This is a genomic window from Armatimonas sp., assembly GCF_043760365.1.
In the GTDB taxonomy this organism is placed as follows: Bacteria; Armatimonadota; Armatimonadia; order Armatimonadales; family Armatimonadaceae; genus Armatimonas.
This window is the reverse complement of sequence record NZ_JAYUPA010000933.1, coordinates 1-8,191: the sequence shown is the minus strand read 5'-3', so window position 1 is coordinate 8,191 and position 8,191 is coordinate 1. Positions and strand designations below refer to the sequence as shown.

Sequence of the window (8,191 nt, the reverse complement as noted above, 5' to 3'; positions counted from 1 at the left end):
TGAAGGCATCGGTTGTCGTCGCTGCGGTGGAGCCACGCTGGCGAATCTCCCGTGCCATCTGCTCACGCTTCTGGTTCGCGGCGGGGATCAGGCTCTGGTTGACGGCGATAATGGGCAGGGAGACCGCCAATGCGAAGACAATCACCGGAGCCATGATGCGCGGAAAACTCGTCCCAGAGGCAAAGAGCGCCACAATCTCCGAGTCGCCCGAGAGCCGCCCAAAGCCCATCAGGGTTGCGAGCAGCATCGCCATGGGAATGGTGTAGGCCAGGACATAGGGCAAAGTGAAGAGCACCATGATCGCCAGGTAGGTCGGCGAGACGCCTTTTTGGGAGAACTCTGCCAGTTTCTGCAGCTCCCCGGCGGCCAGGAACAAGCTGGTAAAGAGCATCACAGAGCCGAAGAACGGCCCGACAATCTCCATCAGCACAACTCGATCTGTGCGAGTCATGAAATCCTCACAGCTTGAAGTTCTCCCCGAGGTAGAACCGGCGAACATCCTCGTTCTCCGCCACGGCATCGCGCGTGCCCTCAAAGACCACTTTGCCATCCACGATCACGTACGTCCGATCCGTGAGGTTCAGAGTAGCGGCAGCGTTGTGGTCGGTGATAAGGACACCGTAGCCGTGTGTTTTTAGCTGCTGAACCATCTCCTGAATATCCTCAATAGCCTTCGGATCAATTCCGGCGAAGGGCTCATCGAGCAGCAAAAACGACGGGTTCGCGGCCAGCGCCCGTGCGATCTCGACGCGCCGTCGCTCACCGCCTGAGAGCTCGGCACCACGCGCCGTGGCACGGTGAGTCACTTTAAGATCCTCCATGAGCTGCTCCGCACGCGCCTTGCGGTTCTTGCGAGGGAAGCCGGTCATCTCCAGCACCAGCATCACGTTCTCACGCACCGTGAGCTTGCGAAAAACACTGGCCTCCTGCGCCAGATAGCCGATCCCGTGACGGGCCCGCTGGTACATCGGCATCTTCGTTACGTCTTTTCCATCCAGCACTACTTTGCCCGTATCGGGACGGATCAGCCCGACAATCATATAAAATGTCGTGGACTTCCCCGCGCCGTTTGGGCCGAGCAGCCCGACGATCTCACCTTGCGCAAAATCCAGCGAAACCCCGTCCACCACCCGGCGCTTTCGATAGACCTTAGTAAGCTCTGTCACCTCGATCCGACGTGTTACGGCGCTCATCGCTTGCCTTTACCGGGTGTTCCCGTTGTGCTGCCCCCATCAAGGTGCAAGGCCGGGGGCTTGTTTTCTGCATCGTCGGGATCGCCCAGATCAATCCAGCCCCCTTGCATCGTCGTCTCTAGCTCCAGCCCACCGTAGTACCAGATACGGGCATTGCCAGAGAAGTCAATCCGCCCCGTGCCTAGCTTTGGCCCCGCCTTGTAGCTTGCATCGTCGCAACGCACCTTAATGCTAGTCTTTTCATCAGTCAGGCTGATCTGCTCCACAAGGATAGTCACATTGCGAGCCAAAGTTGCCCCCGTCACCAAGGGCTTCTTGCCCTTAACTCCTACATTAACAACTCCCACAACAATTTTTTGCCCACTTAGCTCCCGACGTCGTGATTTCATACTTGTCTTCTTGAGCACCTCACCACCATTCTCCCGTGCGACCAGGGAAACGGGAGTCGTGCCCCCCGTCAGGGTCGCGGTAAGTTTCCCGCTCGGGGTAGGACCGACAAATTCAATGACCCCCTCTTTCCAATCCAGCACAAACTCGCCAATGCGCGAGATATTGGCTTTCGCGGATGTATCCGTGGTTTTCTGGGCTGCAACTGCCAGCGGCAGGGTGAGAAATAACAAGACAAGGGTACGTTTTTTCATGGCAAGATCTTAAGTGTCTGTAGCAGTGTATCCGCTGTGAATCGGGAGCCATAGAGTGCGAAGTTTGAGCCGGCGAGAAAGGCCACATTCCCGACACCCTCCAGCTTCCCGATCGCTTTCGTGAGGTTTCCCCCCGGAAGCCAGGTCAGGCTGTCGCAGTGCACGACCCGCGCATCGGGTGTCTGTGCGGAGACACTACCCTGAGCGGTTAGTTTAGAGGCACCAGCCTCCACACGAACGATTTTCGCGGTGATGGTCAAGACGGGCTTCCCCACTTTATAGAGTACAGCACGTGTCCCTTCTAGGGTTGCCTCCGTGGCTCCCGGAGCGAGGGCGGCACGCAGGCCCGTGAGCTCCAGCAGGCGTTTCCCCTTTCCATCCGAGAGAACCGTTTTTGCTCCAGAGAGTTCCCCGGAAACGGGAAATGGTGTGGACGAAGGCTGTGGGCGGGGTGTGGAGATTACGTCGGGCTGCTTACGCGGCCCACAGCCCAAAAGCAGCCCACAGCCCCAAAAGAGCAAATAGAGGAGGGGGACAGTGTATCTCACGCTTTCTTAAGACAGCCTTCTCACTCGTCTGGTGCAGATTTTTCCGAATCTTGCACGGAGATAATCCCATAGACCACGCGGCGAGCCTTTGCCCCTACCAGCTCCATGATCCCAAAATCTGCCAACTGCTCGGACCAGCGTGCGGTTTTTACCACCACGCGCCGCCGTGCGATGCGCCGAGCGTGCGTGAGTGCCTCGGTGGTGAGTGGGCTATGGTCGCCAAAAGCCTTCAGCGGCACGAGCGTCTCCTCGGTATCTACCGCCACATCAAAGAACGGGTCGAAGTAGACCACATCGTAGCGCTTATCCGGGCAGACTTTAAGAAACTCCAGATGATGGCCCAGATGGATCACTTTCACACGGCGCATCGCCTCGTTCAGGGCCGCTTTATCGGTCTCAAACACTTTCAAGCCCTCGCGCACTACAATCCCCAGCTCCTGACTGCCCTCGATTCCGTGTACCTCGCCGGTGTCGCCCACCACATGCGCACAGAGCGTCGCCTCGCCCGCGTAGCCCAGCGTGCAGTCAAGCACCGACTCCCCTGAAACAAGCTGCATGGCTTCGAGGAGATAGTCAGGCTGGCCCCGCAACACATTGCGTAGGCGCATCGCGCCTAAATTAGGGTGGAAAAAGACCTCGTTTCCAGCACGGTTTACCAAAAGCAAGCGCCCACTCTGGACGACTAACGCTTTCTGCGCCTCCGGGTAGCGCCCAAAGACCACGGGCATTCCCTCGGCGTGCCGTCCTGCCACCTGGCAGCCAAGCTCTCTTGCAAAGTGCTCCGCCCGCGCCCGAAGCGCGGCATCGGGCTTGTGGCTGGTGGTGACGATCAGCTCAGTCCTCACCGAAGATTACCTCAGATGCTAGAATCGTGCACAGTGAGCCGTTGGGGAGCTCCAGCGTGACATGGCCAGAGGCGCTAAGCAGAGCCACTTTGCAGAGAGTGGGCTGGCCCTCAAGCACAAAAATCCGCCGGGCCTCGGGGTCAAGAAGCGCGTGCCAGTCTGGAAGAGCCGCGTACAATCCCTCTTGCTGCCACCCCATCCAGCGCTCAGTAAGACACTCCCAGATCACCTCTTGCAGCACTTGAACGCTCGGGCCAGCCTCCAGCGCGATGGCGATCCCTTCCAATTCTTGCGGCCAGACGCGGGGGAGTACATTCACCCCCACTCCAATCAGGGGCGTGTTGTTCTGTGCCTCGATCAGCACTCCACCGAGCTTGCGGTGACTCAGGAAAATGTCATTGGGAAAGCGTATTCTCGCATCGAAGCCGAAACGACGTACGGCCTCCGCTACGGCCAATCCCACCAGGGGTGCCAGCTCCCAGAGCCGCTCCGGGGCAACAGGCTCCCCCACTGCCGTAAACGCGATATTTGCACCGACAGGTGCCGTCCAGCGCCGCCCAAGCCGCCCCCGCCCCGCCGTCATGCTCTGTGCGGTGACAACCGCACCAGGTTGCGCCAGGAACTGCCGTGCGCTGTCTTGTGTGGAAGCGCAGCTCTCCAGAGCGATCTGCGGTTTGCCAAACCTCACTCGGTAAAATCCAGGGAGATGTCCAGCGCCGCTGCCGAGTGCGTGAGCGCCCCTACGGAGATAATGTCCACGCCCATCTCCGCGATCCCACGCACCGTGGCAAGGCTCACACCCCCCGATGCCTCGGCAAGCGCTCGCCCTGCGATCTTCGCCACGGCCTCGCGCAGCATTTCATTGCTCATGTTATCGAGCAGCAGAATATCCGCGCCCGCAGCAATTGCCTCGTCCACTTGCGCCAGGCTCTTGCACTCAACTTCGATTCTTAAAGGGTGAGGTGCATGCTCCCGCGCCCGCGCCACACACGCAGTAACTCCCCCACCCGCCGCCAGATGGTTGTCTTTAATCAGCACACCATCACCCAGACCGTAGCGGTGGTTGTGCCCGCCGCCACAGCGCACGGCATATTTCTCTAGCGTTCGCAGGCCGGGTGTGGTTTTACGCGTGTCCACGATCCGCGCTTTCGTTCCGGCCACAATGTCCACGAATTTCTGGGTCAAGCTCGCGGTTCCGGAGAGCCGCTGCGAAAAATTCAGCGCCACCCGCTCGCCCGTAAGCAAGCTCTGCGCCGAACCCGAGAGTCGCGCCACAATATCGCCGTATTTCACCCGTGTGCCATCTGTGACCAGCGGCGTAAACTCAACGGCAGGGTCTATCAGCCGAAACACACACGCCGCGATCTCTAAACCACAGATCACGCCCTCGGCCTTCACGAGAAAAACGCCACTTGCTGTGTTCTGGGCGGGCACGGAAAGCAGCGTCGTCACATCCCCCGCACCAATGTCCTCAACCAGCGCCGCCCGAACGGTTTCTTCGTACTGAATGGGTAATAGTTTCATTCGCTCACTCGCTGTGTGTGGTTGCGTATCCACACTGCCAGCTCCTCTTCGCTCCGCTCTCCTGCTGCTACGGCATAGAAAGTCAGATATTTGTCTTCTGCACTCGCCTCAATATCCCAGCCATTTTTGAGCAAGAAAACACGCGCAAGAACATAGCCAACGCGCTTATTCCCATCCACAAAAGGATGATTCTTGATTACTCCAAAGGCATAAGCTGCCGCAAGTGCCGCTATATCCGGTGCGGGCTCGCCATAGCTCCAGAGATTTTGAGCACGAGCAAGTGCGGATTCTAGCATACCCTGATCCCGCAACCCTGGAGAGCCACCAAATCGCGAAATCTGTCGCTCGTGTATCGCAAAAACTTCGTCAATCGTAAACCAAATCGGCTCTTTCATGGCTACTGCGCCAGCCGCCGCAAGACATCACGATCCTCACGCATTACTTTCTCCACGAGTTCCATGGTGCGCTCAAACTCAGGATCGTAAGGAGAGACTTCATAGCCGCTTGTTGTCTCACGGATATAAAGCGTATCCCCTTTCTCCACCTTCAGCGAGTCCAATACTTCCTTGGGCAAGATAATCCCCGCCGAGTTTCCCACACTGATAATCTTTGCTTTCATAGCAGTCAGTATAACATAAGTTATAACACCTGTCAAGTTCAGGTACACTATTGCTATGAACACGATTTCTACTCCCTCTGTGATTGCTCCGGGCGCGGCTCTTGAGAAGCTTGCCGGAGAGTTTTCGTTTACTGAAGGCCCTGCCGCCGATGCGAAGGGCAATGTCTACTTTACCGATCAGCCCAATGATCGCATCATGCTCTGGAACATTGAGGGCAAGCTTTCTACTTTTATGCAACCCGCAGGGCGCTCGAACGGGATGTTTTTTGACAAGGCCGGGAGCCTCTGGAGCTGTGCCGATGAGAACAACCAGCTCTGGAAGATTGGAATGGACAAGAAAGTGACGGTTGTGGTGAAAACCGATCCCGACGGTAAGCTGCTCAATGGCCCTAACGATGTCTGGGTGCACCCGAAAAAAGGCGGCTACTACTTCACCGACCCGCTCTATGTTAGGCCGTACTGGAAGCGCGATCCCGCCCGACAGCCCGCGGGGGAATATGTCTACTTTGTGAGCGCGGACTTCAAGACACTCAAGCCTGTGGCCACGGATCTTAAAAAGCCCAACGGCATTGTGGGCACACCCGACGGCAAGACGCTCTATGTCGCTGATATTGGCGATAATAGAACCTACGCCTACAAGATCGAAAAAGACGGCTCACTCTCGGCCAAGAAGCTTCACTACGCGCTCGGCTCCGACGGCATGACGCTTGATAACGAGGGGAACCTCTACCTCACGGGCAAAGGCGTCACCGTAGTGGATAAAAACGGCCAGCTTATCGAGAACATCCCTGTCCCCGAGGGCTGGAGCGCCAATGTCTGCTTCGGGGGCCGCGACCGAAAAACACTTTTCATCACCGCCAGCAAAGGTCTCTACGCCATTAAGACCCGCACCCACGGCGTGGATAACCAGTAGGCCCATAGAGCTCTTTTGCACGAAGATCGTTACCGCCCACACGAACGTGGGCGGAAAAAATCTGTGAACCAGCGATTTGTGAAAAGTGATACAATACAACCGGTGCCATACTGTTGGTTGCACCCGCCAAAGCAGCGGCGTAATGACGATCCTGGAGAACAAGATGAAAATTGTCTACACCCCTCTCTCCTCGGGAGTCGCACGGTAGCGATTCCCGTTTTTCAGAGTACCCTTTCCGGGTATTCACACTAGAGCAGTTCGGCATTGACCGGGCACGCTTTCTCACGGAGCTTGCGCCCTCATTTCATGCGCTCGCCTGGGATATCTACGATGTCCGACGGGAGCAAGTGCAGCGCCTACTCCATGCCTTCCCTGAGGAAACCTCTCGGCTTCAGCAGTTTCTAAGAGATTACTGGACGGAGCAGGCCACACTCGGTGTTGTGGAGGACTTGCTCAGCCGCCTCCCCACAGCCGAACGCGTGGCGCTAGAGTCCGTGGCTCCGTACCGGCGACGAGCAATGGCGCGCTTTCGTTTAGAGCTTACTAGGCTGGGCTGGCAACAAGAGCGCCTCCCCGACAACACGCGTTTTGCCCAGGGCAAGCTCGACACGGGTGACCTACGTGCCCTCCCGCGTCGCTTCGCTCCCATGGCCTGCGCCGTGGTGGATAACCCTCTCTTTGCACGGCTCCGAGAAGGGGTGGCGGAGCTGGTGGCCAAGGCGCGGCCCGAAGTGGTTACTCTCACCCTGACGGTGCACCAGATGAGTGTTGTCTGCCACCCAGGGCAGGCCGCGACCAACTCACCGGAGGGCATCCACCAAGACGGCGCAGACTACATCGTCTCCGCGCTGGTCGTGGAGCGGCGTGGCGTGACAGGCGGGATGAGCCGGGTATTCGGGCCCGATCGGGAGGCGGTGCTCCTCTCCCACACCCTACAGCCCGGCGAGGGACTCTTCCAAGCCGATGCGGGCTCGCCTCTTTGGCACGATGTCACCCCAGTACATCGGAGCGAGAGTGCCGAAAGCGATGGGATCCGCAGCATTCTGGGCTTTGATATTCGCCTAGAAAAATAAAAGCTATTTCCCCGGAGCGCCAGGAGCAGCAAAAAGCGCGAGCGTAGCAAGTACAGATCGTAGGTTCATATAAAATCTCCAGTCGCGGAGCGACATTTCGGCGCGAAGCGCCCGTAGACGCCCACTTTCAGTAGGCGGATGACACTTACATTCCCAAGGCACGCATCACGAAGGCAAAGATGTCCGCCTGCTCCTCAATGATCTTTGCAGTGGGCTTGCCCGCCCCATGTCCTGCCTTAGTCTCGATCCGAATGAGGGTGGGCGGACCGCTTGGGTCTTGCGCGGCCTGGAGCCTTGCTGCGAACTTAAAGGAGTGCGCGGGCACCACTCGATCATCGTGATCCGATGTTGTGATCAGTGTCGCGGGGTAGCGCGTGCCAGGCTTGAGGTTGTGGTACGGCGAGTAGGCCAGCAGCGCCTCAAAATCCGCCTTGTTAGCCGGGTCGCCGTAGTCACTTCTCCAGGCCCAGCCGATAGTGAACTGATCGAAGCGTAGCATGTCTAAGACGCCCACGGCAGGCAGTGCCACAGCAAAGAGCTCCGGGCGCTGGGTCATGCAGGCCCCCACCAAGAGACCGCCGTTGCTACCGCCCGCAATCGCGAGTTTCTCAGGACGCGTGTACTTCTGCGCGATGAGCCACTCCGCACAGCCGATAAAATCGTCGAAGACATTTTGCTTGCGTAGCTTCGTCCCCGCCTCGTACCAGTCCTTGCCGTACTCGCCACCACCGCGCAGGTTCGCCACGGCGTAGACTCCCCCTTGCTCCAGCCACGGCACCATGCTGAGTGCAAAGCCTGGTGTCAGGGAGATATTGAAGCCCCCGTAGGCATAGAG

General features: G+C 58.2%; 12 protein-coding genes. 2 read left to right on the top strand and 10 right to left on the bottom strand.

Annotation, left to right across the window (positions count from 1 at the left end):
- The 9 genes from ACH2EH_RS23575 to ACH2EH_RS23535 form a co-directional block, all read right to left on the bottom strand.
- On the bottom strand, window positions 1–451 hold a 451-nt coding region (locus ACH2EH_RS23575; protein WP_395145634.1), incomplete at its 3' end, for an LptF/LptG family permease.
- A 7-nt stretch (window positions 452–458) separates the two neighbouring features.
- Complete coding sequence (lptB, locus tag ACH2EH_RS23570; RefSeq protein WP_395145632.1) at window positions 459–1,193, bottom strand: LPS export ABC transporter ATP-binding protein; 735 nt, start codon at window positions 1,191–1,193, stop codon at window positions 459–461.
- The gene (locus ACH2EH_RS23565; protein ID WP_395145630.1) at window positions 1,190–1,834 is read right to left on the bottom strand and encodes a hypothetical protein; all 645 of its coding nucleotides are present in this window, start codon (window positions 1,832–1,834) and stop codon (window positions 1,190–1,192) included. Before ACH2EH_RS23565 ends, lptB begins: the two co-directional genes overlap by 4 nt.
- Window positions 1,831–2,382, bottom strand: a complete 552-nt coding sequence (locus tag ACH2EH_RS23560; protein WP_395145628.1) for a hypothetical protein — start codon at window positions 2,380–2,382, stop codon at window positions 1,831–1,833. The genes ACH2EH_RS23565 and ACH2EH_RS23560 overlap by 4 nt, the downstream gene beginning before the upstream one ends.
- A gap of 20 nt (window positions 2,383–2,402) precedes the next feature.
- The gene (locus ACH2EH_RS23555) at window positions 2,403–3,227 is read right to left on the bottom strand and encodes a class I SAM-dependent methyltransferase (RefSeq protein WP_395145626.1); all 825 of its coding nucleotides are present in this window, start codon (window positions 3,225–3,227) and stop codon (window positions 2,403–2,405) included.
- Window positions 3,217–3,915 carry a biotin--[acetyl-CoA-carboxylase] ligase gene (locus tag ACH2EH_RS23550; protein ID WP_395145624.1) on the bottom strand — a complete coding sequence of 233 codons (699 nt, stop codon included), beginning with the start codon at window positions 3,913–3,915 and terminating at the stop codon, window positions 3,217–3,219. The genes ACH2EH_RS23555 and ACH2EH_RS23550 overlap by 11 nt, the downstream gene beginning before the upstream one ends.
- Complete coding sequence (nadC, locus tag ACH2EH_RS23545) at window positions 3,912–4,751, bottom strand: carboxylating nicotinate-nucleotide diphosphorylase (protein ID WP_395145622.1); 840 nt, start codon at window positions 4,749–4,751, stop codon at window positions 3,912–3,914. Before nadC ends, ACH2EH_RS23550 begins: the two co-directional genes overlap by 4 nt.
- On the bottom strand, window positions 4,748–5,146 hold the full coding sequence (locus ACH2EH_RS23540; protein WP_394795241.1) for a type II toxin-antitoxin system death-on-curing family toxin: 399 nt from the start codon (window positions 5,144–5,146) through the stop codon (window positions 4,748–4,750). The genes nadC and ACH2EH_RS23540 overlap by 4 nt, the downstream gene beginning before the upstream one ends.
- A gap of 2 nt (window positions 5,147–5,148) precedes the next feature.
- The gene (locus ACH2EH_RS23535; protein WP_394795240.1) at window positions 5,149–5,370 is read right to left on the bottom strand and encodes an AbrB/MazE/SpoVT family DNA-binding domain-containing protein; all 222 of its coding nucleotides are present in this window, start codon (window positions 5,368–5,370) and stop codon (window positions 5,149–5,151) included.
- A 55-nt stretch (window positions 5,371–5,425) separates the two neighbouring features.
- Here ACH2EH_RS23535 and ACH2EH_RS23530 point away from each other — a divergent pair, with 55 nt between their 5' ends.
- Both ACH2EH_RS23530 and ACH2EH_RS23525 read left to right on the top strand, forming a co-directional pair.
- Complete coding sequence (locus ACH2EH_RS23530) at window positions 5,426–6,283, top strand: SMP-30/gluconolactonase/LRE family protein (protein ID WP_395145620.1); 858 nt, start codon at window positions 5,426–5,428, stop codon at window positions 6,281–6,283.
- A 170-nt stretch (window positions 6,284–6,453) separates the two neighbouring features.
- Window positions 6,454–7,356 (top strand): 2OG-Fe dioxygenase family protein, encoded by a 903-nt coding sequence (locus ACH2EH_RS23525; RefSeq protein ID WP_395145618.1) that lies wholly within the window; start codon window positions 6,454–6,456, stop codon window positions 7,354–7,356.
- A 145-nt stretch (window positions 7,357–7,501) separates the two neighbouring features.
- Here ACH2EH_RS23525 and ACH2EH_RS23520 read toward each other — a convergent pair.
- Window positions 7,502–8,191 (bottom strand): prolyl oligopeptidase family serine peptidase (locus tag ACH2EH_RS23520; protein WP_395145617.1); only part of this gene is annotated, 690 nt, incomplete at its 5' end.

What these genes read in the sequence shown, in the direction of transcription:
- lptB (WP_395145632.1), bottom strand. Translation starts at nt 1,193, where the DNA reads ATGAGCGCCGTAACACGTCGGATCGAGGTGACAGAGCTTACTAAGGTC.
- ACH2EH_RS23565 (WP_395145630.1), bottom strand. Translation starts at nt 1,834, where the DNA reads ATGAAAAAACGTACCCTTGTCTTGTTATTTCTCACCCTGCCGCTGGCA.
- nadC (WP_395145622.1), bottom strand. Translation starts at nt 4,751, where the DNA reads ATGAAACTATTACCCATTCAGTACGAAGAAACCGTTCGGGCGGCGCTG.
- ACH2EH_RS23540 (WP_394795241.1), bottom strand. Translation starts at nt 5,146, where the DNA reads ATGAAAGAGCCGATTTGGTTTACGATTGACGAAGTTTTTGCGATACAC.
- ACH2EH_RS23535 (WP_394795240.1), bottom strand. Translation starts at nt 5,370, where the DNA reads ATGAAAGCAAAGATTATCAGTGTGGGAAACTCGGCGGGGATTATCTTG.
- ACH2EH_RS23530 (WP_395145620.1), top strand. Translation starts at nt 5,426, where the DNA reads ATGAACACGATTTCTACTCCCTCTGTGATTGCTCCGGGCGCGGCTCTT.